General features: G+C 64.1%; 22 protein-coding genes. 8 read left to right on the top strand and 14 right to left on the bottom strand.

The features are described 5' to 3' along the window. Nucleotides 1–11: 11 nt before the first annotated feature. Nucleotides 12–1,088 carry a LacI family DNA-binding transcriptional regulator gene (locus KRZ98_RS02335; RefSeq protein WP_217672055.1) on the bottom strand — a complete coding sequence of 359 codons (1,077 nt, stop codon included), beginning with the start codon at nucleotides 1,086–1,088 and terminating at the stop codon, nucleotides 12–14. Between the two features lie 227 nt (nucleotides 1,089–1,315). Here KRZ98_RS02335 and manD point away from each other — a divergent pair, with 227 nt between their 5' ends. The 4 genes from manD (at nucleotide 1,316) to KRZ98_RS02355 (ending at nucleotide 6,841) form a co-directional block, all read left to right on the top strand. Beyond that, on the top strand, nucleotides 1,316–2,527 hold the full coding sequence (manD, locus tag KRZ98_RS02340) for a D-mannonate dehydratase ManD (RefSeq protein ID WP_217672056.1): 1,212 nt from the start codon (nucleotides 1,316–1,318) through the stop codon (nucleotides 2,525–2,527). 142 nt (nucleotides 2,528–2,669) lie between these two features. Continuing rightward, on the top strand, nucleotides 2,670–3,956 hold the full coding sequence (locus tag KRZ98_RS02345) for an MFS transporter (RefSeq protein WP_217672057.1): 1,287 nt from the start codon (nucleotides 2,670–2,672) through the stop codon (nucleotides 3,954–3,956). A 3-nt stretch (nucleotides 3,957–3,959) separates the two neighbouring features. Further along, nucleotides 3,960–5,375 (top strand): glucuronate isomerase, encoded by a 1,416-nt coding sequence (gene uxaC / locus KRZ98_RS02350; RefSeq protein WP_217672058.1) that lies wholly within the window; start codon nucleotides 3,960–3,962, stop codon nucleotides 5,373–5,375. Continuing rightward, entirely contained in the window at nucleotides 5,372–6,841 is a 1,470-nt protein-coding gene (locus KRZ98_RS02355; protein ID WP_217672059.1) for a mannitol dehydrogenase family protein, read from the top strand. The genes uxaC and KRZ98_RS02355 overlap by 4 nt, the downstream gene beginning before the upstream one ends. Before the next feature lie 6 nt (nucleotides 6,842–6,847). On the opposite strand, the gene KRZ98_RS02360 is transcribed toward KRZ98_RS02355, so the two are convergent. Continuing rightward, nucleotides 6,848–7,327 (bottom strand): Lrp/AsnC family transcriptional regulator, encoded by a 480-nt coding sequence (locus KRZ98_RS02360; RefSeq protein WP_217672060.1) that lies wholly within the window; start codon nucleotides 7,325–7,327, stop codon nucleotides 6,848–6,850. Between the two features lie 41 nt (nucleotides 7,328–7,368). Here KRZ98_RS02360 and putA point away from each other — a divergent pair, with 41 nt between their 5' ends. After that, nucleotides 7,369–11,025, top strand: coding sequence for a trifunctional transcriptional regulator/proline dehydrogenase/L-glutamate gamma-semialdehyde dehydrogenase (putA, locus tag KRZ98_RS02365; RefSeq protein WP_302849060.1), 3,657 nt, complete (start codon nucleotides 7,369–7,371; stop codon nucleotides 11,023–11,025). A 31-nt stretch (nucleotides 11,026–11,056) separates the two neighbouring features. Here the strand turns inward: putA and KRZ98_RS02370 are convergent, their stop codons facing one another. From KRZ98_RS02370 to KRZ98_RS02385, 4 genes are all read right to left on the bottom strand, one after another. Further along, on the bottom strand, nucleotides 11,057–12,727 hold the full coding sequence (locus tag KRZ98_RS02370; RefSeq protein ID WP_217672062.1) for an MFS transporter: 1,671 nt from the start codon (nucleotides 12,725–12,727) through the stop codon (nucleotides 11,057–11,059). Nucleotides 12,728–12,806: 79 nt separating this feature from the next. Further along, nucleotides 12,807–13,811, bottom strand: coding sequence for an NADP-dependent oxidoreductase (locus tag KRZ98_RS02375; RefSeq protein WP_254798023.1), 1,005 nt, complete (start codon nucleotides 13,809–13,811; stop codon nucleotides 12,807–12,809). Nucleotides 13,812–13,819: 8 nt separating this feature from the next. Beyond that, nucleotides 13,820–14,350, bottom strand: a complete 531-nt coding sequence (locus KRZ98_RS02380; protein ID WP_217672064.1) for a nuclear transport factor 2 family protein — start codon at nucleotides 14,348–14,350, stop codon at nucleotides 13,820–13,822. Next, the gene (locus tag KRZ98_RS02385) at nucleotides 14,343–15,656 is read right to left on the bottom strand and encodes an SRPBCC family protein (protein ID WP_217672065.1); all 1,314 of its coding nucleotides are present in this window, start codon (nucleotides 15,654–15,656) and stop codon (nucleotides 14,343–14,345) included. The genes KRZ98_RS02380 and KRZ98_RS02385 overlap by 8 nt, the downstream gene beginning before the upstream one ends. Nucleotides 15,657–15,743: 87 nt before the next feature. On the opposite strand from KRZ98_RS02385, the gene KRZ98_RS02390 reads away from it, so the two are divergent. The 3 genes from KRZ98_RS02390 to KRZ98_RS02400 all read left to right on the top strand — a co-directional run bounded on the left by KRZ98_RS02390 (nucleotide 15,744) and on the right by KRZ98_RS02400 (nucleotide 18,129). After that, nucleotides 15,744–16,466, top strand: coding sequence for a TetR/AcrR family transcriptional regulator (locus tag KRZ98_RS02390; RefSeq protein WP_217672066.1), 723 nt, complete (start codon nucleotides 15,744–15,746; stop codon nucleotides 16,464–16,466). A gap of 74 nt (nucleotides 16,467–16,540) precedes the next feature. Then, a complete protein-coding gene (locus KRZ98_RS02395) occupies nucleotides 16,541–17,338 on the top strand; it encodes an SDR family NAD(P)-dependent oxidoreductase (RefSeq protein ID WP_217672067.1) in 798 nt (265 codons plus the stop codon). Then, nucleotides 17,335–18,129: a TIM barrel protein gene (locus KRZ98_RS02400; protein WP_217672068.1), complete on the top strand. Its 795-nt coding sequence runs from the start codon at nucleotides 17,335–17,337 to the stop codon at nucleotides 18,127–18,129. The genes KRZ98_RS02395 and KRZ98_RS02400 overlap by 4 nt, the downstream gene beginning before the upstream one ends. A 9-nt stretch (nucleotides 18,130–18,138) precedes the next feature. On the opposite strand, the gene KRZ98_RS02405 is transcribed toward KRZ98_RS02400, so the two are convergent. The 8 genes from KRZ98_RS02405 to KRZ98_RS02440 all read right to left on the bottom strand — a co-directional run bounded on the left by KRZ98_RS02405 (nucleotide 18,139) and on the right by KRZ98_RS02440 (nucleotide 26,403). Continuing rightward, complete coding sequence (locus KRZ98_RS02405) at nucleotides 18,139–19,158, bottom strand: hypothetical protein (protein WP_217672069.1); 1,020 nt, start codon at nucleotides 19,156–19,158, stop codon at nucleotides 18,139–18,141. 90 nt (nucleotides 19,159–19,248) lie between these two features. Further along, on the bottom strand, nucleotides 19,249–19,662 hold the full coding sequence (locus tag KRZ98_RS02410) for a GFA family protein (RefSeq protein WP_217672070.1): 414 nt from the start codon (nucleotides 19,660–19,662) through the stop codon (nucleotides 19,249–19,251). Between the two features lie 2 nt (nucleotides 19,663–19,664). Then, nucleotides 19,665–20,510, bottom strand: a complete 846-nt coding sequence (locus tag KRZ98_RS02415) for a MoxR family ATPase (RefSeq protein WP_119744298.1) — start codon at nucleotides 20,508–20,510, stop codon at nucleotides 19,665–19,667. An 85-nt stretch (nucleotides 20,511–20,595) separates the two neighbouring features. After that, nucleotides 20,596–21,276, bottom strand: a complete 681-nt coding sequence (locus KRZ98_RS02420) for a hypothetical protein (protein WP_217672071.1) — start codon at nucleotides 21,274–21,276, stop codon at nucleotides 20,596–20,598. 141 nt (nucleotides 21,277–21,417) lie between these two features. Beyond that, complete coding sequence (gene rpoD / locus KRZ98_RS02425) at nucleotides 21,418–23,472, bottom strand: RNA polymerase sigma factor RpoD (protein WP_217672072.1); 2,055 nt, start codon at nucleotides 23,470–23,472, stop codon at nucleotides 21,418–21,420. Nucleotides 23,473–23,549: 77 nt separating this feature from the next. Then, entirely contained in the window at nucleotides 23,550–25,424 is a 1,875-nt protein-coding gene (dnaG, locus tag KRZ98_RS02430; RefSeq protein WP_217672073.1) for a DNA primase, read from the bottom strand. Continuing rightward, a complete protein-coding gene (locus tag KRZ98_RS02435) occupies nucleotides 25,425–25,829 on the bottom strand; it encodes a GIY-YIG nuclease family protein (RefSeq protein ID WP_217672074.1) in 405 nt (134 codons plus the stop codon). It abuts the gene before it with no gap. Nucleotides 25,830–25,950: 121 nt separating this feature from the next. Continuing rightward, nucleotides 25,951–26,403, bottom strand: a complete 453-nt coding sequence (locus tag KRZ98_RS02440) for a GatB/YqeY domain-containing protein (RefSeq protein WP_217672075.1) — start codon at nucleotides 26,401–26,403, stop codon at nucleotides 25,951–25,953. Between the last annotated feature and the right edge of the window lie 101 nt (nucleotides 26,404–26,504).

The following is a 26,504-nucleotide window of genomic DNA, read 5'->3' on the forward strand; positions in this document are numbered from 1 at the left end:
ACGGGATCCATCTATTTCCGCCCGCCCGCCTTCGGCCGCACCCGTGGCGGCGCGTCCGACTGCCGCCGGATCAGCTGATGGTCCAGCACCAGATGTGCCGGTGCCGCCTCCAGCTTGCTCCGCCGGGCGCGCAGCATCTGCACCAGCACCTCCACCGCCGCGCGTGACATCGCGCTGATCGGCTGGCGGATCGTCGTCAGCTCCGGCCAGATCGTCGTCGCCAGCGACGTGTCGTCAAAGCCGCATACGGTCAGGTCGCCCGGCACGTCCAGCCCGTTCCGATGGGCGATCGCCACCGTCGCCGCCGCCATATCATCATTGCTGGCAAAGATCGCGGTCGGCGGCTCCGCCAGCGCCAATATATGTTCAGCCGCGTCCAGCCCGGACCGGTAGGTGAAATAGCCCTGCGCGATATAATCATCCTGCACGGCAAGGCCCGCGTCGCCCAGCGCCGCGACATAGCCCTCCAGCCGCCGCGTGCTGGCGCTCTGGTTGGGATTGCCCTTGATGAAGCCGATGCGGCTATGCCCCAACGCGATTAAATGGCGGGTCATCTCATAGGCGGCCTGCCGATCATCAATGCGCACCGCCGCCAGATCGCCGGCTGATCGACCCGTCGCAACCGCAACGGCAGGCATATTCACGGCGGCCAGCGCCTGCACCATTTCCTCCAGGTCGCACAGCGGCGGTGGCAGGATCACCCCGTCGATCCGCCCGCGCGTCAGATGATCGACCACCGCCTTGACCGACGTCTGCTCGTCCCATTTCTCGACCACCAGATGCACACCGCTGCGGCTGGCCTGATCCAGACTGCCGACAAGAAATTCGCTGAGATAAGACGCTGACGGGTTGCTGTAGAGCAGGCCGATCCGCATTTCCTCGCCACCTGCCAGGCTGCGCGCGGCTGCGCTCGGCGCATAGTTGAGCGCCGCGATCGTCGCGTCCACCTTGGCGCGCGTCGCCGGGCGGACCGCCTGTTCGCCATTGATGACGCGCGATACCGTCATCGGAGACACCCCGGCATGGCGCGCCACATCGTTGATGGTCGGTGCGTTGCGCTGGCGGCGCGATGGTCTGCTGTCGCTCAACGGGTCGTGCCTGTTCGTACAAAATTGATCATGGCCGGGGTGGTAGCGTAATCAAGCAGTCATGGCGAAGCGCAAAATGATCCTGCTCTGATGCCACGCCTCACACAGCCTGACAGGATTGACAAGCGCGTCAGCTTTGGTCAAATGGTAGCGTTATCATTTTCGCGCAGCCTCTATTTGGCACCACTCCATCCGCCTGCTCGCCTCATCTCAACAGGACCGTTCCCATGCCCAAGATCATCGACGCCAAGGTCATCGTCACCAGCCCCGGCCGCAATTTCGTCACCTTGAAGATCATCACCGATGATGGCGTCTATGGCCTGGGCGACGCGACGCTCAATGGCCGCGAACTGTCGGTCGCCAGCTATCTGCAGGACCATGTCATCCCCTGTCTGATCGGCCGTGACGCGCACCGGATCGAGGATATCTGGCAATATCTCTACAAGGGTGCCTATTGGCGTCGTGGCCCGGTGACCATGTCGGCCATCGCCGCCGTCGATACCGCGCTATGGGACATCAAGGGCAAGCTGGCGGGCCTGCCTGTCTATCAGCTGCTGGGCGGGGCCAGCCGCGAAAGCGTGATGGTCTATGGCCATGCCAATGGCACCACGATCGAGGATACGGTCAACGTCGCGCTCGACTATCAGCGTCAGGGTTATAAGGCGATCCGCATCCAGTGCGGCGTCCCCGGCATGGCCTCCACCTATGGCGTGTCGAAGGACAAATATTTCTACGAACCTGCCGACGCCGACCTGCCGACCGAAAATGTCTGGAACACCAACAAATATCTCCGCGTCGTCCCCGAACTGTTCAAGGCCGCGCGTGAAGCGCTGGGCTGGGACGTCCATCTGCTCCACGACATCCACCATCGCCTGACCCCGATAGAGGCGGGGCGTCTGGGCAAGGATCTGGAACCCTATCGCCCCTTCTGGCTGGAAGATGCGACCCCGGCGGAAAATCAGGAAGCGTTCAAGCTGATCCGCCAGCACACCACCACGCCGCTGGCCGTGGGCGAGATTTTCAATTCGATCCACGATTGCCGCGAATTGATCGAAAACCAGCTGATCGACTATATTCGCGCCACCGTGGTTCATGCGGGTGGGATCAGCCATTTGCGCAAGATCGCCAATCTGGCCGATCTCTATCAGGTCCGCACCGGCTGCCACGGCGCGACCGACCTGTCGCCGGTCTGCATGGCCGCCGCGCTGCATTTCGACCTGTCCGTCCCCAATTTCGGTGTGCAGGAATATATGCGCCACACGGCTGAAACCGACGCCGTATTCCCCCACGCCTACACCTTTGCCGACGGGGCGATGCATCCCGGCGAAGCGCCGGGTCTGGGCGTTGACATAGACGAGGAACTGGCCGCGAAATATGAATATAATCGCGCCTTCCTGCCAGTGAACCGGCTGGAAGATGGCACCATGTTCAACTGGTAATGCCGGCCCAGGAACGGATTTCCCACTCCCGTAGGGGGAGGGAAGGGGCGCCGATGGCGCGGAAGGGTGAGGGTGGCCTGCACGTCCATCCTCACCCTTTCTACAACCTGCGCGTGCAGGCCTCAGCGGATGAACGCAGTTTATGACCGACATTCCAAAACCTTCCGGCAAAATCCGCTGGATCATCTGTGCCCTGCTGTTCGCGGCGGTGGTGCTATCCTATGTCGATCGCCTAGTCCTGCCGACGCTCAAGCCCGACCTGCAACAACGCTATGGTTGGACCGAAAGCGGCTATGCCGATCTCGCCATCTGGTTTCAGGCGGGCTACGGCATTGCCTATGTCTTTTTCGGCCGCCTGATCGACCGGATCGGCGCGCGCTCTGGCTATACGCTGGCGGTGGCGCTGTGGACGATTGGACATGTCGCCCACATCTTCTTCACCTCGACCGCCGGGATGCTGATCGCCCGCATCCCGCTGGCCATCGGCGAAGCGGGAACCTTTCCCGCCGCCATCGCCGCGACCAATGAATGGTTTCCCAAGAAGGAGCGGGCGCTGGCCATCGGCATCTTCAACGCCGGGTCCAATGTCGGCGCGATCCTGACCCCGCTGATCGTCCCGATCATCGCCGTCACCATGGGCTGGCGCTGGGCTTTCATACTCACGGGATTGCTCACTCTGGTCTGGCTCGCCGCCTGGCTCGGCTTCTACCGTAGCCCGCGCGAGAAAAAGAGCCTGAGTGCAGAGGAACTGGCCTGGATCGAAATCGACCCGTTCGAGGAAAAGCGCCCGGTCAAATGGGCCACCCTGTTCCGCCTGCGCCAGACCTGGGCCTATATGCTGGGCCGCTTCCTGATCGATCCGGTCTGGTGGACATTCCTGTTCTGGCTGCCTGATTTCTTCAACAAGCAATATGGCGTCAAGATGCTGGATTTCGGTCCGCCGCTGATCGCCGTCTATCTGCTGGCTGATGTCGGGTCGGTCGCGGGCGGTTGGACCTCCTCGCGTTTCATGGGGCGTGGCTGGAGCGTCAATCGCGCGCGCAAGACCGCGATGTTGCTCGCTGCCCTTTGCGCCGTGCCGATCGCCTTTGCCAGCCATGCGCCCAATATGTGGGTGGCGGTTGGCCTGATTGGCCTCGCCTGCGCCGGACATCAGGGTTTTTCCGCCAATCTCTATGCGTTGCCGGGCGATGTGTTTCCGCGCTGGATGGCCGGATCGGTCGTGGGTCTTGGCGGACTGGCCGGGGCGATCGGCGGCATGACGATGGCCAAATTTGCCGGAACCATCCTGGAAACGGTCGGCAGCTATGGTCCGATCTTCGCCGTCGCATCCTGCGCCTATCTAGTCGCACTTTGCACTATTCATCTGATCATTCCGCGCTATCACGTCGTTGCCACCGCTGGCATAGTCAGCGTCGAAGGAGCATGATTCTTGCCTAAGCCCCTCATCCTGCACCCTGATCGCCTGTTCCCGGCCGAACCGCGCACCCGCGACATCGCCCGCGCACTCTATGCCAGCGTCAAGGATCTGCCGATCGTCTCGCCCCATGGCCATACCGACCCGCGCTGGTTCGCCTATGACGATCCGTTCGCCAACCCGGCAGAGTTGCTGATCGTGCCGGATCATTATGTGTTCCGCATGTTGTTCAGCCAGGGCGTCAAGCTGGAGGACCTCGGCGTGCCGACCGTCGACGGCAGCCCGACCGCCAGCGACCCGCGCGCCATCTGGCACATCTTCGCTGCCAACTATCATCTGTTCCACGGCACGCCCTCGCGCATGTGGCTCGACTGGGTGTTCGCCGAAGCCTTCGGCATCACCGTGCGGCTGGAGGCGGAGACCGCCGACCATTATTACGACATTATCGACGCCGCGCTCAAAACCCCCGCTTTCCGCCCGCGCGCCTTGTTCGATCGCTACAATATCGAAGTCATCGCCACCACCGAAGGCCCGCTCGACCCGCTCGACCATCACCGCGCGATCCGCGCCAGCGATTGGAACGGCAAGGTCGTCACCGCTTACCGCCCCGATCCGGTGCTGGACCCCGACGACCCCAAATTCATCGCCAATGTCCAGCGTTTCTGCGCGATGGCGGGCGAGGATGCCGCCAGCTTCGCCGGCTATCTGCGCGCCCATGAAAAGCGCCGCGCCGATTTCCGCGCGGCTGGCGCGACCTCGACCGACCATGGCCACCCGTCCGCCTTCACCGCCAATCTGCCCCGCGCGGAGATTGAGGCGCTCTATGCCAAAGTCACCAGCGGTCTGGTCAGCGCTACGGAGGCCGAACTGTTCCGCGGCCATATGCTCACCGAAATGGCGCGTATGTCGATTGCCGACGGCATGGTCATGCAGCTGCATCCCGGCGTCCACCGCAACCATAATGCCGCCGTGCTGGCGCGCTTTGGCAAGGATAAGGGTGCCGACATCCCGACCGCCGGGGAATTTGTGAAGGCATTGAAGCCCTTGCTCGACCTCTACGGCACCGACCCGCGCCTGACGCTCATCCTTTTCACGCTGGACGAGGATGTCTATTCGCGCGAACTCGCCCCGCTGGCGGGCCATTATCCCGCGCTCAAGCTTGGCCCACCCTGGTGGTTCCATGACAGCCCCGAAGGGATGCGCCGCTTCCGCGAACGCGCGACCGAGACGGGCGGCTTCTACAATACGGTCGGCTTCAACGACGACACCCGCGCCTTCCTGTCGATCCCCGCGCGCCATGACGTCGCCCGCCGCATGGACTGCGGCTGGCTGGCGCAGCTGGTCGTCGAACATCGCATGGAAGAGGATGAAGCGTTCGAGGTCGCCCGCGCGCTCGCCTATGACCTGGTCAAGCAGGCCTACAAGCTGTGAGCCGCCTGTCCAGCCAGACGTCAGGCCGTCTGCCCGCCGACGTCATCCGCCCCGGCTATGACCGCGTGCAGGTAAAGGCAGGCGTCGTTCATCTGGGCATCGGCGCGTTCCACCGCGCGCATCAGGCGGTGCTGTTCGATAATGCCCTGAACGCAGGCGACCTGCGCTGGGGCATCATCGCCGCCTCGCTCCGTTCGCCATCGGTGCGTGACCAGATGGTGCCGCAGGACGGCCTCTACACCATGCTGGTGCGCGACGGCGGATCGGAGCAGGTGCGCATCATCGGCGCGGTGCAGGACGTCATCGTCGCCCCGCAAGACTGCCAAGCGCTCATCGCCGCACTGGCGTCGCCCGACACCCATATCGTGACGCTCACCATCACCGAGAAGGGCTATAAGCTCGACCCGGCGACCGGCGCGCTGATCGAGGATGATGCGCAACTCGCCGCAGACCTCGTTTCGCTCGACGCCCCCCAGACCGCGCCCGGCTATCTCGTCGCGGCCTTGGCGCAGCGCAAGGCGGCGGGGCTTGCCCCCTTCACCGCGATCAGCTGCGACAATCTCCCCCACAATGGCACGCGCCTGCGCAACGCCGTGCTGGCGCTAGCCCGCCGCCATGACGCCACGCTCGCCGACTGGATCGCGGCGGAGGGCGCTTTCCCCGAAACGATGGTCGACCGCATCGTCCCCGCCACCACGCCTGACGACATCGCCGCCCTGACCGCGCGCCTGGGTGTCGAGGATCAGGCGATGGTCAAGACCGAACCCTTCATCCAGTGGGTGATCGAGGACAGGTTCTGCGGCCCGCGCCCCGATTTCGGGGCGGGGGTTCAGATCACCGCTGCCGTCGCTCCGTGGGAGGAAGCCAAGTTGCGCCTGCTCAACGGTGCGCATAGCGGCATCGCCTATCTGGGCGGCCTCGCGGCGATCGACTATGTTCACGAAGTCCTCGCTCTGCCCGAAGCGCGCATCTTCGTCGAAGCGCTGTGGGACGAAGCCGAAACCACCCTGTCGCCCCCGGCAGAACTGGACGTCGCCGCCTATCGCCGCGAGTTGATGGCCCGTTTCGACAATCCCACGCTGCGCCACCGCACCCGCCAGATCGCGATGGACGGATCGCAGAAACTGCCCCAGCGTCTGCTCGCCACCATCGCCGCACGGCTGGAGGCGGGGCAGGGGATCGACGCCCTGTCGCTGGCGGTCGCCGCATGGGTCCGCTGGCAGGCCGGGCAGGATGATCTGGGCCAACCCCATATCGTGGATGATCCGCTGGCCACGCCCATCGCCGCCGCCCTCGGCGCGGCAAGCACGACGCAGGATCGGGTGGCTGCCATCCTCGCCTTCGACGCCGTCGTTCCGCCCGCCCTGGGCGCAAGCCCACACTTCCGCGACGCGCTGATCCGCTGGCTGATCATCCTCGAAACAGACGGCGCCCGCGCCGCACTCGCAACTTTCCGGCCCGCCTAACGCCAGCTATTTCCGCCTGCCGCCTGCCTCCAGCACCGTTTCCATCGCCACGAAGGTCGATGTGCTGGCGACATGCGGCAGGCTGGAAATCTTCTCGCCCAGCACGGTGCGATAGCGCCTGATGTCCGCCGTCCGCACCTTGAGCAGATAGTCGAAACTGCTGGCGATCATGTGACATTCCTCGACTTCGGGAATGCGCCGCACAGCATCGTTAAACTCCGCCAGCGCACTCTCGCGCGTGTCAGACAGCTTGACCTCGGCAAAGGCGACATGGTCCATCCCCAGCTTGGCCGGATCGACCATCGCCCGGAATCCCCGGATCACCCCGCTCTCCTGCAATCGCCGCAGCCGCATCTGGCAAGGCGTCTTGGACAGCCCGACCGCGACGGCCAGATCGGTAACGGTCATCCGGCCATCCTCCACCAAAGCGGCGATGATCTTGCGATCGAAATCATCCAGATCGACTGTTTTAGGCAATTTATCCATCCATATGACCTAGCATAGTTGGATTAAAAGTCATATCGCGCATGAATACCGTTTTGAAAAGTCGGATCGACTTGCGCAAATCAGCTATTCTGCGTGCCATGACCGCTCAGCTCCCGTTCGCCGCCTTCGCCCCCGCCATCCGCGCGCAATCCCCCCTGCGCCAGGCGATCACCGCCGCCTGTCGCCGGGAGGAGGCGGAGGCGCTTGCGCCCCTGATCGCCGCTGCGACCCTTCCCGACGCAACCCGTGCCGCCGCCCGCGAAACCGCCCGCGCCCTCGTCACCGCGCTCCGCGCCAATCACAAGGGCAGCGGCGTTGAGGGGCTGGTACAGGAATATGCCCTCTCCAGTCAGGAGGGCGTTGCGCTGATGTGTCTCGCCGAAGCCCTGCTGCGCATCCCTGACGCGGCCACCCGCGACGCGCTGATCCGCGACAAGATTGCCGACGGTGACTGGGGATCGCATCTGGGGACCGACAAGTCGCTGTTCGTCAACGCCGCCACATGGGGTCTGGTCGTCACCGGCAAGCTGGTCGGCAGCGTGGACGATCGCGGCCTTGGCGCAGCACTGGCCCGCCTCGTCGCCCGCGCCGGGGAACCGGTGATCCGGCGGGGCGTGGACCTGGCCATGCGGATGATGGGCGAACAGTTCGTCACCGGCGAAACCATCAAGGAAGCCTTGAAACGCGCAAAGGTCATGGAGGCAAAGGGTTTCGCCTACAGCTATGACATGCTGGGCGAGGCCGCCACCACCGCCGCCGATGCCGCGCGCTATTATGCCGATTATGAGCAGGCGATCCACGCCATTGGCAGGGCATCGGCGGGACGCGGCATCTATGCCGGCCCCGGCATCTCGATCAAGCTGTCCGCGCTGCACCCGCGTTACGCCCGCGCGCAGGCCGACCGGGTCATGGCCGAACTGCTGCCCCGCGTGCAGCAACTGGCTAGCCTCGCCAAGCGCTATAATATCGGCTTCAATATCGACGCGGAGGAGGCTGACCGGCTCGAACTCTCGCTCGACCTGCTCGAAAGCCTTGCGCTCCATCCTGCGCTGATGGACTGGAACGGCCTGGGTTTCGTCGTGCAGGGCTATGGCAAGCGCTGCCCCTTCGTCATCGACTGGATCGTCGATCTTGCCCGTCGCGCCGACCGGCGGATCATGGTGCGACTGGTCAAGGGCGCCTATTGGGACGCGGAAATCAAGCGCGCGCAGGTCGATGGCCTCATCGACTTCCCGGTCTATACCCGCAAGCTGCACACCGACATCGCCTATATCGCCTGCGCCCGCAAACTGCTCGCCGCGCCGGATGCCGTGTTCCCGCAATTTGCCACCCACAACGCTCAGACGCTCGCCACCATCTACCAGATGGCCGGCCCGGATTTCAGCGTCGGTTCTTATGAATTTCAGTGCCTCCACGGCATGGGCGAACCGCTTTACGAACAGGTGGTGGGTGCTGCCAAACTCAACCGCCCCTGCCGCATCTACGCGCCGGTCGGCACGCATGAGACATTGCTTGCCTATCTCGTCCGCCGCCTGTTGGAAAATGGCGCGAACAGCAGCTTCGTCAACCGCATCGCCGACCCCGCCGTGTCGGTCGAGGAGATGATCGCCGACCCGGTGGACATGGTCCAGGCCATGCCGCAACCCGGCGCGCATCATGATCTGATCGCACTTCCCGCCGCGATCTACCCCGACCGTCGCAACGCCGCTGGCCTCGACCTGAGCGACGAAACGACGCTGGCCAGCCTGACCCAGGCGCTCCGGCACAGCGTCACGCTCGACTGGACTGCCGCGCCAGCAGGCGGGGCAGGGGAGGCGCGCCCCGTCCGCAACCCTGCCGACCATCGCGACATGGTCGGCACCGTGATCGACGCCACGCCGCAAGAAGCGCAGGAGGCCGCCACGCTTGCCGCGGCTTGCGTCTGGTCCGCAACCCCCGTCGCCGACCGCGCTGCTGCGCTGGATCGCGCTGCTGACGCGATGCAGGAGCGGATGCCGATCCTGCTCGGCCTCATCGTCCGTGAAGCGGGTAAATCCATCCCCAATGCCATCGCCGAAGTGCGCGAGGCGATCGATTTTCTGCGCTATTATGCGCAGCAGGCCCGGACCCGCTTCGGCCCGCACCAGCAGGCACTGGGCGTCGTCACCTGCATCAGCCCGTGGAACTTCCCGCTCGCCATCTTTACCGGGCAGGTCGCCGCTGCGCTGGTCGCGGGCAATGCCGTCCTCGCCAAGCCTGCCGAGGAAACGCCGCTTATCGCCGCCGAAGCCGTCCGCCTGCTCCATGCCGCAGGGGTCCCGACCGACGCGCTCCAGCTGGTGCCCGGCGATGGCAGCATCGGCGCAGCCCTCGTCGCCGCGCCGCAAACTGCCGCAGTCATGTTCACCGGCTCTACTGACGTCGCCCGGCTGATCCAGCGCCAGCTTGCTACCCGCCTGTCGCGCACCGGCCATCCCATCCCGCTGATCGCCGAAACCGGCGGCCAGAATGCGATGATCGTGGACAGCAGCGCGCTGGCCGAACAGGTCGTCGCCGACGTCATCGCCTCCGCCTTCGACAGCGCAGGCCAGCGCTGCTCGGCGCTGCGGGTCCTCTGCCTGCAAGAGGAAGTTGCCGACCGCACCCTGACCATGCTCAAGGGCGCGTTGGCAGAACTGCGCATCGGCCGCACCGACGCGCTGAAAATGGACATCGGCCCGGTCATCACCGCCGAAGCGCGCGACGGCATCACGTCCCATATCGACGCCATGCGCGCGCTGGACCGCAAGGTCGAGCAACAGCCGCTCCCTCCCGAAACGAAGCATGGCACCTTCGTCGCGCCCACCATCATCGAAATTGACAGCCTGGCCGATCTGGACCGAGAGATTTTCGGCCCGGTGCTCCACGTCCTGCGGTTCAAGCGCGACGGCCTCGATGCGCTGGTCGATGCGATCAACGCCACCGGCTACGGCCTGACTTTTGGCCTGCACACTAGGCTCGACGAAACCATCGCGCGGGTCACATCGCGGGTGAAGGTCGGCAATATCTATGTCAATCGCAACGTCATCGGCGCGATCGTCGGGGTCCAGCCCTTTGGCGGCTGCGGCCTGTCCGGCACTGGTCCCAAGGCTGGCGGCCCGCTCTATCTGGGGCGCCTCGTCACCAACCCGCCAGCCAGCGCGGTGCGAGTCACGCCGCTCGTCTCCCCGCTCCACAGCTTTGCCGACTGGCTCGACGCGCAGGGGGAGGGGGATGCCGCCACTCACGCCCGCCGCACTGGCGACAGGTCCGCGCTGGGGCTGGAACTCGTGCTGCCCGGCCCGGTGGGGGAGCGCAATCTCTACACGCTCCACCCGCGCGGCACGATGCTGCTGCGCCCCGCAACCCGTACGGGCCTGTTCCGCCAGATGGCTGCGATCCTTGCGACCGGCAATGATGCGCTGGTGCAGGGCATGGCGCTGCCCCCCGGCCTGCCGGCGGACGTCGCCGCCCGCTTCGCCATTGCCGCCAACACGCCGATCGCCGCTGTGCTGGTCGACGGTGAGCCGGACATAGTCAGCGCCATGGTGCAGGACGTCGCTGACTGGCCCGGCCGCATCATCCCGGTCCATGCGCCCGGACCGGACGGCTATTGTCTCGACTGGCTGATGGAGGAAGTCTCCACCTCCATCAACACCACCGCAGCGGGGGGGAATGCCAGCCTGATGATGATCGGCTGAGCGGTCGTTTCACCATGTCCGGCTCACTGTCTCACTCGTCGATATTGCGCCGGAATGTTTCGGGCAGGAACAGCAGCCCGACCACCACCGTCGCCGCCGCGATCAGCACCGGATACCAGAGGCCATAATAGATGTTCCCGGTCGCCGCGACCATCGCAAAGGCGGTCGTTGGCAGGAAGCCGCCGAACCAGCCATTGCCGATATGATAGGGCAGCGACATCGACGTGTAGCGGATCCGGCTGGGGAACAGTTCGACCAGCATCGCCGCGATCGGGCCATAGACCATCGTCACCAGCATCGCGAGCGCCCACAGGATCGCGACTACCGCGACCTTGTCGATCTTCGCGCTGTCGGCCTTGGCCGGATAGCCAGCCTGCGCCAGCCCGCCTTTCAGCGCATCCTGAAAGCCCGCAATCGCCGCCTTCTTGTCAGGACCAGCCAGCGTGGCCGCATCGGGCGCGGCAAAGCTGGCGCTGCCCACCTTGACCACAGCCGGGCTGCCCGCTGCCGCCTCGACATTGGCGTAGCTCACTCCCGTCTTGGCCATATAGGCTTTGGCGACGTCGCAGCTTGTCCGGTCAAACTGGTTCTTGCCGACCGGATCGAACTGGAATGAACACTCTTCGCCATGGGCGATGATCGTCACTGGTGCCGCCGCCTGCGCCGCCGCAAGCGCGGGATTGGCAGCGCTCGTCAGCGCGCCGAACAGCGGGAAGTAGCTGATCGCCGCCAATGCGCAGCCGCCCAATATGATCGGCTTGCGTCCGATCTTGTCGCTGAGCCAGCCAAAGAACACGAAGAAAGGCGTCGCCAGCGCCAGCGCGATCGCGATCAGGATATTGGCCGTAGCCCCATCCACCCGCAGCGTCTTTTCCAGAAAGAAGAGCGCGTAAAATTGCCCGGCATACCAGACCACCGCCTGCCCCATCACCGCGCCCAGCAGCGCGATGATCACCCAGCGCAGATTGCCCCATTGGCCAAATGCCTCGGTCAGCGGTGCCTTCGACACCGTGCCTTCATCCTTCATCTTCTGAAAGACCGGGCTTTCGTTGAGCTGCAACCGTATCCACATCGACACGCCCAGCAGCAGGATGGAGATGAGGAAAGGCAGGCGCCAGCCCCAGGCGGCAAACGCCTCTTCACCCAGCGCGAAACGGAATCCGATCACCACCAGCAGCGCGGCAAACAGACCGAAGGTCGCGGTCGTCTGGATCCAGCTGGTATAAAGCCCGCGCTTCCCCTCCGGCGCATGTTCGGCCACATAGGTCGCCGCCCCGCCATATTCCCCGCCCAGCGCCAGCCCCTGCGCCAGCCGCATGATCAGCAGGATGATCGGCGCGGCCACGCCGATGCTGGCATAGCTTGGCAACAGCCCGACCGCGAAGGTCGACAGGCCCATGATGCCCATCGTCACCAGAAATGTATTCTTGCGCCCGACCATGTCGCCGATCCGCCCGAACACGATCGCCCCGAACGGCCGCACCGCAAAGCCCGCCGCGAATGCGGCCAGCGCGAAGATGAACCCGGTCGTCTCGTTCACGCCGGAGAAAAATTGCGCGGAAATATAGGTGGCCAGCAGCCCGTAAAGATAGAAATCATACCATTCGAACACCGTCCCCAGCGAGGAGGCGGCGATGACCAGCTTTTCATTCTGGGTCGCGCCATGATGTTTGGGCAGGCCGTCCTCTATGTCGGTCGCCATGACCCATTCTCCCCCTGAACTCGCTATCGGTCCAGCATGGCGACAGTCGGGGCGCAAATCCAGTCGCTTGATGCCCCCGTCAGGCGAGTTTCAGGATCATCTTCCCTTCATTGCTGCCATCGAACAATCGCATGAAGGCGGGATAGGCGCGGTCGATCCCCTCCTCGATATGTTCGTCAAACACCAGCTTGCCCTGCGCAATCAGCGCCGCGATGGCGCGGCTGCCTTCGGGGAAGCGATCGACAAATTCGGTAAGCAGATAGCCGCGCATCGTCGCGGACTTGACGATCAGCTGCCAGATATTGCGCGCGCCCTGCGGATCGCCATTATATTCGGCGATCAGCCCGCACAGGATGATCTGCGCTTGCGTGTTGATATGCAGCAGCGTCGCGTCGAGGCAGGTGCCGCCGACATTCTCATAGACATGGTCGATCCCCTGCGGGCAGGCCTCCCCAATATCCGCCGCCAGCGCCGCGACATCCTTGCTGCGATAATCGATCGCCGCGTCAAAGCCATAATGGTCGGTCAGCCTGGCGCATTTCGCCGCGCCGCCGGCAATGCCGACCACCCGTGCGCCCTGCAATTTCGCCAGCTGCCCGACCATGGAGCCAACCGCGCCCGCCGCGCCACTGACCAGCACGGTCTGGCCCGCCTTGGGCTTCATGATTTCGCTGACCCCGAACCAGGCGGTCAGTCCGACCGCGCCCATGGAGGACAGGTAACTGGTCACTGTGGGGGCCAGCGACACGTCGATCGGGTGCATGAAATCGTCCGGCGTCACGGCGCTATACTGCTCGATCCGGTTCAGCCCCATCACCCAGTCGCCGGGCTGGAACCGATCGACATGGCTCGCCTCGACCGTGCCGATGGTCGACGCCCGCACCGCGTCCCCCAGCGCGACCGGCGGCAAATAGCTTGGCGCATCGTCCAGCCAGCCGCGAATGGCCGGGTCCAGCGAGGCATAATGATTGCGGATGACGATCTGGCCGGGGCCGGGCGCGGGCAGGGGACTGTCCTCCAGCCGGAAATCGCTTTCCTGCGGCAGGCCGTCCGGGCGCGCCGCCAGTATGAAACGGCGGTTCATGATGGCACTCATTGGCCCGGTCCTTTCCAAAGGTCATGGACGGGATCGTCCGCCCCCTGCGCGCCGCGCAATGGATAGGGTGCGCGCAGCATATCGTCCGGCCCGCCCGACGGCTGGTGGATCGCCCAGTCGCTGACATAGCGGCGTTCGCTGAATTTCCACACGCCGTCCCGCCGCGCAAAGCGATCGAGATAGCGCCCGCCCGACAGCATCTGCACCGACCGGTCCGCTTCGCTGCGCGGCGTCGCCACGCCGAACACATAGGATTCGCCGACAGCCTCGTCGCCATCGACCCGGAACCATTGGTTGGTCGTGACGTGCGATGTCTGGTGAAAGGCGGACTGGACGATGGCGCAAATCTCCACGGCAAAATCCGCCCCGCTGCCGTTGAACACTCCGCTTTCCACGACGCTGTCCTCATGGAAGATCGACTGGAGCAGCGCCACATCCACGCGATCGACCCCCCGGCAATAGGCTATGGTCAGTTCGGCCAACTGCTGCTTGGCGATCAGGACAGCGACGGCGTCCGCCTCAGTCATGGATGTCGCACAGGTCGTTCAGTCGCTCATGGAACATCTGCACCCGCTTTTCCTGCCCCGCCAGCACGCCGCCGGTATAGCCGCGCGAATGCAGTCCCTGCTGCTGGCCGATCGCCACGCTCATATCCTGATCGGCGACATCGCCCAGCGTTTTGGTGCCGAATATGATCGTCTCGCGCTCGACCTGCTCGAACGGGGTCGGTCCCATCGGCCCGAACACGACATCGCTGCCGGGGATTTCATGCGCCATGAACCAATGGTCGAAAATGCAGCGTTCCGGGTCGGTCGGGTGCGGTTCCGACCGCAGCAGCTGGAACCCGTCCGGCCACATGGTCAGGGTGATATTGGGGAACAGGGTATAATGGTGATAGTCGATAATCTCGCTATCGCCCATTGCGGCATAATGGGCATAGCCCTTCGCCGCGCCCAGCTTGCGCTTCTGCGCCAATATCGCCTCGCGCGCCTGGCTGGCGCGGCTTTCGAAATCCTTGGGGTCCAGCTCCCAATATTCCAATGCCTGCGCCAGCGGCATTTCCAATATGTCGGCGGTCGGATAGCGGCCCGATGGCTTCAAGCCCCGCATCACCATGCAATTATGACCTTCAGGGTTCATCTCGAAGATGGTGCCGTCCAGCGCATCGTCGATCGACCCGGCAATTTGCGGGTGGAGCGTGGGCAGATGATAGCTTTCGTTGAAATTGTCGCGGATGATCTTCCAGTTGCATGGCACATCGGACTTGAGCGCCATCACCCGCGTCATCTTGTCCATCTGCCACTGTTCCAGCTGCACGCCCGCCGCGCCCAGCCATTCGCTTAATGGGGCGGCATTGCGATCCATGGTGAACCAAACGAACCCACCCCACACCTCGCAGGGAATTTCCTCCAGCTTTACCTTGCCGCAGGGGGAGCCACCGGGAAAATCATCGGGGTCCTGCACATGGACCAGCGTGCCGTCGGGCGCATATTTCCAGCCGTGATAGCCGCAGGTCAGCAGCGGCGCGCCGCCCACCTCGGTCCAGGCCAGCCGGTAGCCGCGATGTTTGCAGGCATTGTAGAAGGCTTTGACTGACCCATCCTCCTGACAGAGCATGACGATCGATTCCCGTCCGATCGCATGGGTCAGGAAATCGCCCGTTTCCTCCAGATCGGCCGCCATGCCGCCGATATGCCAGGTTTTGGTCCAGACATGCTGCCATTCCGCGTCCGCCCAGCGCTGCGCATAATAGCGCTCGCCCGTGATGCGGTCGCCGCGGACGGGCGGATCATAGTCCGCGACCCTGCGACCCAGAAAGGATTCCACCGTCATGACACGCCTCTCGTTTATTATTTGAACGATCGACTAAATATATCGGTGCGGCTTGTCGCCTGTCAATTCGTCGGGCATAGGTCTGAAATGGGCGGAAATACGTTAAAACTAGCGGAAACGTCAGGTGCCGAAACAGGCCCAAAAGCGACGCCAAAGCCCGACCGCCGCCGTGCGCCGGAGACCGCAGCCCGCATCCTCGACGCCGCCGAGTCGCTCTTTTCGCAGCGCGGTTTCTACGGCGTCTCGCTGCGCGACATCGCGACCGAGGCGGGTGTTCAGGTCGCGCTGACCCACTATCATTTCGGGTCGAAGGATGATTTGTTCCGCGCCGTGATCGACCGGCGGGCGGACGAACATGCCGACGGTATGACTCAGGCGCTGGCGCAGGCGATAACGCTGGATGGCAGCCGTGCCGCCCGCCGCCGCGCCATCATCCGCGCCTTCATTACCCCAATCGTCGACCGATCGATGCGCGGAGGGCCGGGCTGGAAAAATTATATACGGCTGATGGCGCTGGTCGCCAACCTGCCGCAGGGGGAGGCGTTCGTGTCCCCATTTCGCCAGCATTTTGACGATCTGATCGCCGCCTATGTCCACGCCCTCCACGCACTCCACCCGGAAATGGATGAAGGCGACGTCCATTGGTGCTTCTTCTTCTTTCAGGCGATGACCACGCATATATTGGTCGAAAGCGGGATGCTCGACCGGCAATCGGGCGGGCGTTTCTGCTCCAGCGATCTGGACGCCATGGTCGACCGGCTGGTCGATTTCGTCGCGGCGGGCTTTACTGGCTTAGGCGCGGAAGCCTAGCACAAAGCCGAGTTGGCCCCCGGTCATAATCCCGTCATCCAGGCAACAAAGAAGCTGCGTTGAGGGAGGATGATATGGCGCGTCTGCAAGGCAAGACGGCATTGGTGGTCGGCGCGGCTGGCAAGGATAATATGGGCCAGACCATCGCCCGCCGCTTCGCTGCTGAAGGCGCGAGGGTGGCGGTTGCCGGACGCAAGGTGGACGCCATGCAGTCACTGGCCGACGAGATTGGCGGTGTCGCCATCCCCGGCGACATGACCGACCGCGCCAGCATATTCGCCATGGTGGACGCCGCCGAAGCCGCGCTGGGCGGCATCGACATTGCCGTCAACGCCACCGGCTGGGGGCTGCTCAAACCTTTTCTCGAAACGACGCAGGACGAACTGGACGCCATGTATGCGCTGCAACTGCGCGGGCCTTTCCAGCTGGCACAGGCGCTGATCCCGGCGATGGAGCGGCGCGGCGGCGGGTCGATGATCCAGATCAGCTCCGCCACCGCGACGATCATGTTCCATGATCATGCCGCCTATATGGCGACCAAGGCCGGGACCGATCATATGATCCGCACTGTCGCCAATGAATTTGGCTATCTGGGCATCCGCGCCAACAGCTTGTCGCCCGGCATTACCGAAACGCCGATGACCGCGGACGCCGCCGCCGTGCCGGGCCTGATGGAGGCGTTCAGAAAGGGCTATCCGCTGGGGCGCTACGGCACATCGGCGGATATTGCGGCGAGCTGCGTGTTCCTGGCCAGCGACGAATGTTTCATGACCGGCCAGAATCTCCAGGTGAATGGCGGGCTGACCCTGCGCGCCAATCCGGGCAAGGCGGACATAGAGGCATCGATCGCCGCCGCCATGGCCGCGGGGTGAGGCACAACCCGATCGCCATGGCGTCGGGCATCATGCCCGAAGCGACCCCGCTGCAACTGGTCGAGGCGGCGGCGCGTGCCAGGTTCGACTATGGCGGCATGTGGTATGATGCCGTGACCTGGACCCCGGCAACGACGCGCGCGGTGCGCGCCGCGTTGCGGGATAGCGGCCTGCCGCTGCTCGACATGGAAGTGGTCTGGATCAAGCCCGGCCCGCCCGATCCCGACCATGGACGGCTGGTGGACGCCGCGCTGGAACTGGGCGCGCGCAATATCCTGTGCGTCAGTAGCGATCCCGATGCCGGCGCGACGGCTGCGAAACTGGCCGCCTTGGCGGAGCAGGCGGGCGATGGCCTGCGCATCAATCTGGAATTCGGCCTGTTTACGGAGGTCAGGACGATCGCGCATGCCAGCGCCATCCTGCGCCGGATAAGCCACCCCGCCATGGCGCTGCTGATCGACGCGCTGCACTGGCGGCGGTCGGGTGGCACGCTGGCGGATGTTGCCGCCGTGCCGCCGACCTGGCTCAGCTATGTCCAGCTCTGTGACGCCCCCGATCCCGGCGCGGACCCCGCCGATCCCGCCGCGATCCTGACCGAAGCGATCGACGGTCGCGTGGCGATGGGGGCGGGCGGACTTCCGCTATCGGCGCTCTGTAAAGCGTTGCCGCCGGGCATCCCGATCGCGATCGAGGAGCGGTCGAAAGCGCTGCGCGACGCCTATCCTAATCTCAACACCCGTGCCGCCCATATGCTGGCGACGACCCGTCAATGGATCGCCGCACAAGCCTGATGCTTCGCGTCAGTGCCGCACCATCGTGACGACGCCATTGGCGGCGTAAGCGGCGGTTGCTTCTGCCTTGGCGGTCTGCGGGTCTTTGCCGTCCAGGATCGCGGCGATCTGGCGCGGGCTGGGGACGCGGTCATAGACGCCATAGAGGTCAGTCTGCCCGACCATATGGATCGAGAGCTTATAGCCCTTGCCCTGGGCGGCCGGATCGAAGGCCAGCACGGTGCCGCTGTCATCCACCGGCACGATGATCGCGCCGTCGCTGCGCCCGGCCTGCTGGAGCATGTCATAGCGGCCATCGGCGGTGGTCACCGTGCCGCGCACGCAAAGAGCGTCCTTGCCCTCGCGCGGGATGCGCACATCCTGCGGGGCGGCGGTAGCAGCGTCGTCCTTCGTCAGGCGCGCCTCATGGGTGTCGGCTGCGGGACAACTGTCGAACCTGGCAGGGCCGGTCGTGTGCAGCGATGCCGGATCATCCAGTGCCAGCCCCGCCAGCATCCCGTCCAGCCCGGCCAGCACGTCAGCGCGGCGTTCGGTCGGCCCGGTGACGCGGATCTTGACGATCCAGCGCCCCGCATGGACGAAGCCCGCCGCCGTCGTCAGCGCGCCATCGGCGGCATCGTCATACACCGCGCGGATCGCGCTGTCGGCCTTGCCCGCCACTGGCGCGCTGGCATAGGCGGTGCGCCGCGTGCGCGACCCGAACCGCTCCATGATCGCCTTGTCGGTCATATAGGCGGCCAGCGATGCGTCGGCATAGGTCGGCAGATAGACGTAGAGCGTCGCCTGGATCGCGCCATCTTCCGACAGATATTGCGCATAATTGTCCACCGCGCGCCCGCCGTTGGAGGCCTCGCCGCTCTTGGTCAGCGACAGGCTGGCGATCGTCTGCGGCAGGCTGATCCCTGCCGTGGTGGCGCGGATCGCGGTTTCGGTAGGCGTCCAGGCCTCAGCATCGTCCGCAGCATGGGCGCACATAGGTGCGGCCAGGGACAGGATCGCAGAAACCAGGAATAACGCGCGCTTCGGCATGGCATCCCTCTCCAGAACAGACCATCTTGGCGCGGCCTTGAACTATGACAGTGACGCTACAGACAAAGCGCGTGCGCGCAAGAGCCTAATTCAGGTGACAGGTGGGATTTGCGCCGGATAGTGCGGCAGGTCGGGATCATGATGCGCCCAGGCAGGGGCTGCATCGGTCCAGATCACCGCCTGCGGCCCGATCATGCCCGGATCGTCCAGCGCACCGGCACGGATGATCGTCTGGTGCGGGCGCGATTCGGCCAGGCTGAAAATCGGCGTGCCACATTGCGGGCAAAAGCCGCGCCGCATCGCATTGCCGCTGTCGGCGATGCTGGCGTGCCAGCGGACCTCGCCAGTCGTCGTTACGGCTTCCGTCGGAAACACGACATTCACCGTGCCTGACCCGGCACCCAGATATTGGCACAGGCGGCACCAGCATTGGCGCGCAGCCATCGGTTCCGCGTCGATCGTGATGCGGACGGCGCCGCACAGACATCCGCCTTCATGCGCCATCGTCAGCGCCCCTGCCGCCGCGCCATGAAGGCCAGCCGCTCGAACATCATGACATCCTGCTCATTTTTGAGCAGCGCGCCATGCAGCGGCGGGATCGCCTTGGTCGGGTCGCTATTCTGAAGGACGTCGAGCGGCATATCTTCATTCAGCAGCAGCTTGAGCCAGTCGAGCAACTCGCTGGTGCTGGGCTTTTTCTTCAGGCCCGGCACATCGCGGATCTCGTAGAAAATATCCATCGCCTTGCTGACGAGTATCTTCTGGATGCCGGGGAAATGGACATCGACAATCGCCTGCATCGTCTCGCGATCGGGGAATTTGATATAGTGGAAGAAGCAGCGGCGCAGGAAAGCGTCGGGCAATTCCTTCTCATTGTTCGACGTGATGATGACGATGGGGCGGTCCTTCGCCGCGATCGTCTCACCCGTCTCGTACACATGGAACGCCATGCGATCGAGTTCCTGCAACAGATCGTTGGGAAATTCGATGTCGGCCTTGTCGATCTCGTCGATCAGCAGCACGGGCAAAGTGGGGCAGGTGAACGCCTCCCACAGCTTGCCCTTGCGGATATAGTTGGAAATGTCGTGGACGCGCTCATCGCCCAACTGGCCGTCGCGCAGGCGGGCGACGGCGTCATATTCATAGAGGCCCTGATGCGCCTTGGTCGTGGACTTGACGTTCCATTCGATCAGCGGCGCGCCGAGCGCGGTCGCAATCTCCTGCGCCAGCACGGTCTTGCCGGTCCCCGGCTCCCCCTTCACCAGCAGCGGGCGGCGCAGCAGCACGGCGGCATTGACCGCGACTTTCAGGTCGTCGGTGGCGACATAATCCTGGGTGCCTTCAAAACGCATATTTCTGGTCCGCCTTGCTGTCCTGTTTTCGGACTAGGCAAAGCGGGGCAGGGACGCAAGCCGCGTCGGCGTTATCGGTGAGGGGTCAGAGCTGGCGTGCGCGCACGTCGGCGCGGGCGGCGAGCAGATCCCACAGGCCGCGATGCTGGTTCAGCAACTGGCGCGCACCAAACTGGATCGCCCGGTCCACCACATCATCGCCGCCGATCGCACGCGCGACCTCCAGCGTGGCGGCGCGGTCGGGCAGGGTGCAGCGATGCGGCTCCATACCCGCGCGGATCGCCGCCATGTCCAGGATATGACGCACCGCGCGCCAGTCCAGCACCAGCGCCATCGCCGCGCCCATGGCGCAACCGCGCCGGTCGGACTGGGCGAGCATGTCGAGCGCATGGCGTTGCTGGCCAACGGTGGTTTCGCAATCGGCCTGGCCCGCCGTGCTGGGGGCGGGGCCGACGGCGACGGAAACCTGGGTCAGATAGGCGCGTTCGGTCGCAAAAGAATCGGCCGCTTCGATCAGCCAGGCGCGGGCGGCATTGTCGGCCGATCGGGTGGCGGCATGATCGATCACGCCGGGATGGCGGCCATGGAGCAGGCAGAGATAATAAGCGCCATCGGCAAGGTCGCCGAGCGAGAGCAGCGAATCGCGCGCTACGCTAGCACCCGCCCGATTGGCATAGGCATGGGCCGCCGTGCCATCGGCAGCGACGAGCGCCTCCAATATCCGCGATATATCGCCAAATTGATAGCGTGGTGCCGCTTCGCTCATCTGCCATTCCCTGTTCGCCCCGGTCCGCCAGCGGGGATTTGACGGTCAAGCTAAGGGAACGGGGTAAAGGAGCGGTTTACGGACGAGAAAAAAGGGCGGCCCATGCAGACCGCCCTTTGAAAATCACCGATAAGCAGCAGCTTACTGGTCGAGGAAACTGCGCATCTTGCGGCTGCGGCTCGGATGCTTGAGCTTGCGCAGCGCTTTCGCCTCGATCTGGCGGATGCGTTCGCGGGTCACGCTGAACTGCTGGCCCACTTCCTCCAGCGTATGGTCGGTGTTCATGCCGATACCAAAGCGCATCCGCAGCACGCGCTCCTCGCGCGGCGTCAGCGACGCCAGCACGCGGGTGACGGTTTCCTTCAGGTTTGCCTGAATGGCCGCATCCACCGGGATGATCGCATTCTTGTCCTCGATGAAGTCGCCCAGATGGCTGTCCTCCTCGTCGCCGATCGGCGTTTCCAGGGAGATCGGCTCCTTGGCGATCTTCATCACCTTGCGGACCTTCTCCAGCGGCATGGAGAGGCGCTCGGCCATCTCCTCCGGGGTCGGTTCGCGGCCCTGCTCGTGCAGGAACTGGCGGCTGGTGCGCACCAGCTTGTTGATCGTCTCGATCATATGGACCGGAATACGGATGGTCCGCGCCTGATCCGCGATCGAACGGGTGATCGCCTGCCGGATCCACCAGGTCGCATAGGTGCTGAACTTGTAGCCGCGGCGATATTCGAACTTGTCGACTGCCTTCATCAGGCCGATATTGCCTTCCTGAATAAGATCAAGGAATTGCAGGCCGCGGTTCGTATATTTTTTAGCGATGGAGATGACCAGGCGCAGGTTCGCCTCGACCATTTCCTTCTTGGCGATCCGCGCCTCGCGCTCGCCCTTCTGCACCATGTTGACGATGCGGCGGAACTCGCTGAGCGACATGCCGGTCGCCTGCGCGATTTCGCTCACTTCAGTGCGGATGCGTTCCACCGCGCGCCCTTCGGCAGCGACGAAGGCGGTCCATTTCTTGTCCAGGCCTGCGACACGGTCCATCCAGCCATCGTCCAGCTCATGGTTCACATAACGGTCGAGGAAATCCTTGCGCGGCACCTTGTGCCGTTCGGCCAGACGCAGCATCTGCCCGCCCAGCGCGGTCAGGCGCCGGTTATAGGCATAGAGCTGATCGACCAGATATTCGATCTTCTGCTGGTGGAACTGCACGCTTTCGACCTGCGCGGTCAGGCTTTCGCGCAGCTCGTGATAGCTGTCCTCGTCCGCCTGGCTCAGCGCGTCGCCATTGCCCATGGCCAACATGCGCGCGGCCTGAATGCTCGAAAAGGCGCGGAAAATCTCGGTGATGGTCGCAAACTTCTCCAGCGCCATCGGCTTGAGCGTTTCTTCCATCTGGGCCAGGGAGAGGGTGTTGTCCTCCTCCTCTTCCTCTTCGACCCGGCGGGGGCGGCGTTCGTTGCCGTCCTCATCCTCATCGGCGTCGGCGGACTCCTCTTCAGGCTCCTCCTCTTCCTTGAAGCTCGGACCGGCGGTCTTTTCGCTTATCTCGCCATCGTCATCCTCGGCGCCTTCCTCCAGGCTTTCCGGGGCAGGGTCCTTGGACAGCATCGCGTCGAGATCGAGAATCTCGCGCAGCTGCATTTCGCCATTGTTGAGCGCGGTCGACCATTCGATGATCGCGTTGAAGGTGGTCGGGCTTTCGCACAGGCCCAGGATCATCGTGTCGCGGCCAGCCTCGATCCGCTTGGCGATGGCGATTTCGCCCTCACGGCTGAGCAGTTCCACCGCGCCCATTTCGCGCAGATACATGCGAACGGGATCGTCGGTGCGATCGACCGTTTCCTTCTTTTTCTCGGTGATCAGCCGGGGCGAACCGTCATCGTCCTCCGCCGCCTCATTGGCGTCGTCATTATCATCCTCGCGCTGCTGGTCCTCACCATCCTCGCTGGCTTCTTCATTTTCGACGATGTTGACGCCCATGTCGTTGAGCGCGGACATCACGTCCTCGATCTGCTCGGAGGACATCTGGTCCTGCGGCAGGGCGTTGTTCAGCTCGTCATAGGTGATGTAGCCGCGCTTCTTGGCACGGGCGAGCAGCTTCTTGACCGAGGCTTCGTTGAGGTCGAGCAGGGGAGCATCGCCGCCTTCATCCCCGCCATCGCCCGCACCCGCACTTTTGCTGTTCGCCTTGGTCGCCATGTATTCGCCTTAACTCCGCCGCCCCCTCTTGCGGGAGCGATCATATAAATCCCTCGTTCCATATCGGAACGATCATCTCATTCAATGTCGTCGGACTGCGCCAGTTCCGCCAGGCGGCTTTCATGGTCCATTTTCAGTCGATGGACCCGTTGCTGCTCGGCATAGCTTTCCTCGTTGAGGTCATCCCTCGCCCGTCTCGTCGCCTCCGCCAGCGCAGCGTCCAGCTCCGGTCCCTGCGCCATCACCCGAATGGCCTCTTCCAGATCGCGGGTCACGCGATCGGCGTCGGTTATCATCCTGTGGGGGGTGAATGTGAACGTGTCGGCCCGAAGCATCCCCTTCGCCATATTATACACTTCACCTGGCCCCAATATGGTAAGGAGGCCATCCGTTTCAACTGTTTCTTTGCGAAAGGAAGCAGCAATCATCGCGGCGAGCAGCTGACCCAGCGCCGGATCGGCCACATGCAGGCTCGCCAGCGTCTCGCGGTGGCGGACAATCTGCTCGGGGTGGCGCAGCAAACTGGCCAGAATCGCGCGCAGCAGCCGCTGTTCCATGCCGGTCGCACCGATCGCGCGCGCTTCCTGCCCGACCGGGGCGATTGGTGGCTTCCAATTGCCCTTCTTGTCGCGCTGCCACCGCCCGGCATTGCTGGTGCCTTGCCCGCGCGGAGCGCTGTTAAAGGCGGCGCGGGCGAAAAACAGCGCGTCATAGCGTTCACGGAACGCATGGGCATAATGGGCGCGCACGTCGGGATGGCCGATCGCCTCGGTAATCGCGGCCAGCCTTTGCTTGAGCGCCGCTTTCTGCTCCGGCGTGTCGAGCGGGGCGACGCTCTGTTCATGGTTCCATAGTCGGTCGACCAGCGGCTGCGCGGCGTTCAGCACCGCGTCCATCGCCGCTGGCCCTTCGGCGCGGATCAGATCGTCGGGATCTTTGCCCGCCGGCAGCGTCGCAAAGGCCAGGCTATGGCCGGGGCGCAGCAGGGGCAGGGCGCGCATCGCCGCGCGGATTGCCGCCTTCTGCCCCGCCGAATCGCCATCGAAGCACAGGATCGGCACCTCGACCATCTTCCACAATCTTTCGATCTGATGCTCGGTCAGCGCCGTCCCCAGCGGCGCGACCGCATCGCCAAAGCCCGCCTGCGCCAGCGCGATCACGTCCATATAGCCTTCGACCACGATCACCCGGCCCGTATTGCGGCTGGCGGGGGAGGCGCGGTCGATATTGTAGAGCGTGCGCCCCTTGTCGAACAATGGCGTGTCGGGGGAATTGAGATATTTCGGCTCCCCCGCGCCCAAAATCCGCCCGCCAAAAGCGATCACCCGCCCGCGAATGTCGCGGATCGGTAGCATCAGTCGCCCGCGGAACCGGTCGTAAGTGTCGCGTTCTCCATCCGGGTTGATCAGGAGACCAGCTTCAACCAGCATCGGCTCGCCAAATTCCTTGAGCGCAGCTTTCAACCGCCCGCGTCCATCGGGCGAATAGCCAAAGCCAAAGGTCCGCCGCGTCGCATCGCTGATCCCCCGCTTGCCCAGATAAGCCCGCGCCTCCGCCCCGTCGATCCCGCCCAGCTGCTCCTCGAAAAAGCCCTGCGCCGCCGCCATCGCATCATGCAGCCCCTTGGCCGCCTCCGCCCGCTGCGCCGCACGCGGATCGGGCGCAGGGACATCCATCCCCGCCGCCTGCGCCAGCTCCTTGACCGCCTCCATGAAGGGCAGGCCGCGCTGGTCGGTCATCCACCGGATCGCATCGCCATGCGCGCCGCAGCCGAAGCAGTGGTAAAAGCCCTTCTCGTCGTTGATCGTGAAGCTGGGGGTTTTCTCGTTATGGAACGGGCAGCACGCCTTGTACTCGCGGCCCGCCTTCTGCACCTTCACGGTACGCCCGATCAGCGTCGACAGCGACGTGCGCGCACGCAATTCGTCAAGAAAGGCGGGGGTTAGCGACATCTAATTCCCCTCCCGCGTGACTTCTCCACCGCCGTTCGTTTCGAGCGAAGTCGAGAAACCCGCACGCGGCATTTGCGGTTTCTCGACTTCGCTCGAAACGAACGGGGTGTGGGCTGGATTTCGCTCATGCGGTGGTCTGGCGAAATGCGACACCAATGACCAGTTCCCGGCAATCAGCGCCTCCTTCTTGGCGCGAGACCAGCCACCGACGATCTGCTCCGCTTCCAACGCCTCGATCCGCGTGGCGAAAGTTTCGCTCCACACCAGCACTACGGGCCGACGCTTTCGCGTGAAAGCGCTACCTTCACCATTATGATGCTGGCCGATCCGGTGATCGAGATTGTCGGTATGGCCGGTATAATATCGACCGTCAGAGCATTTCAGCATGTAGGTCCAGAAAGCCATGTGCGGAATATGCCTGAACCCGTCTTTGTGTCGAGCGTCATGCCTTGCGTTTCTCGACTTCGCTCGAAACGAACGGCGGTTGTGGGCAACCCCTCCCTTGGAAGGGAGGGGCTATATAATGTCAACCCAGCGCCGCCTTCACCAGCGCGCTGGCCTTGCTCATGTCGATCACCTGGCCGTGCCGTTCCTTCAGCACCGCCATCACCTTGCCCATATCCTTGACGCTCGCTGCGCCGACCTCGGCCTTGATGCCCTCGATCGCCGCCTTCGTCTCATCCTCGCTCAGCTGTTGCGGCAGGAAGCTTTCGATGACTTCCAACTCACTCTGTTCCTTGGCGGCCAACTCGTCGCGCCCGCCGCTCTTGAACATGTCGATCGATTCGCGGCGCTGCTTGACCATCTTCTGCAGCACTTCGACCACCACCACATCGTCGTCCGGCACGGTACTGGCCACGCGCAATTCGATGTCGCGGTCCTTCAGCTTGGCCATGATCAGGCGCACGGCGGCCAGACGGTCCTTGTCGCCCGCCTTCATGGCTGTGATCTGGGCGCTCTTGATGGTATCGCGAATCATGGCGAAGCGAATCCTGTTTTTATCGGGAAAGAAGTAGATATAACGCCAAAAGAGATTTTTAACAGGCGTTGACCGCGACGCTGCACAGGCATAGGTGACCG

The organism is Sphingobium sp. AS12 (assembly GCF_019097845.1).
GTDB lineage: Bacteria > Pseudomonadota > Alphaproteobacteria > Sphingomonadales > Sphingomonadaceae > Sphingobium.